Source organism: Escherichia sp. GZ89 (assembly GCF_019366485.1).
In the GTDB taxonomy this organism is placed as follows: Bacteria; Pseudomonadota; Gammaproteobacteria; order Enterobacterales; family Enterobacteriaceae; genus Escherichia; species Escherichia fergusonii.
The window spans coordinates 1-615 of record NZ_JAEOHX010000056.1; the positions used below are offsets into that span (position 1 = coordinate 1).

General features: G+C 54.1%; 1 protein-coding gene. It reads right to left on the reverse strand.

The window, feature by feature from the left end:
• Positions 1 to 63: 63 nt before the first annotated feature.
• Positions 64 to 615 (reverse strand): protease SohB (gene sohB, locus K0335_RS22160; RefSeq protein WP_219394164.1); only part of this gene is annotated, 552 nt, incomplete at its 5' end.

Sequence of the window (615 nt, forward strand, 5' to 3'; positions counted from 1 at the left end):
GAAGTATCACCTGGTTGATTAATCCATGCCGGATGGCGCTGAATGCCATCCGGCAATAGCGGTTTACATCAACGGCTTTTGTCCACGCTGCCACCAGCGCAGCAGCAGCCGATCCGCGCTTTCCGCCGCGCTGCCGGTAACACGATCGATCAGTTTTTTACGCTGCATATAGCGCACATTCAGCACCTCGCGCCCTTCCATCAGGCCGAGGATAACCTCATCGCTGGTGTTAATCTCATCAACCAGTCCCTTCTCCAGCGCCTGCTGACCGTACCAGTGTTCGCCCGTGGCGACCTGTTCAATGTCCAGAGCCGGACGCATCCGCTGCACAAACTCTTTGAACAGATGGTGCGTTTCGTTGAGATCTTCACGAAACTTCTGCCGCCCTTCTTCCGTATTCTCGCCTAACAAAGTCAGGGTACGTTTGTACTGCCCTGCGGTATGCAGTTCAATATCAATGTCTTTACTTTTGAGAAAGCGGTTAAAGTTCGGGATTTGCGCGACAACACCAATTGACCCCACAATAGCGAACGGCGCCGCGATAATTTTTTCCGCCACGCAGGCCATCATGTAGCCTCCGCTTGCCGCGACTTTATCCACCGTCACGGTCAGCGG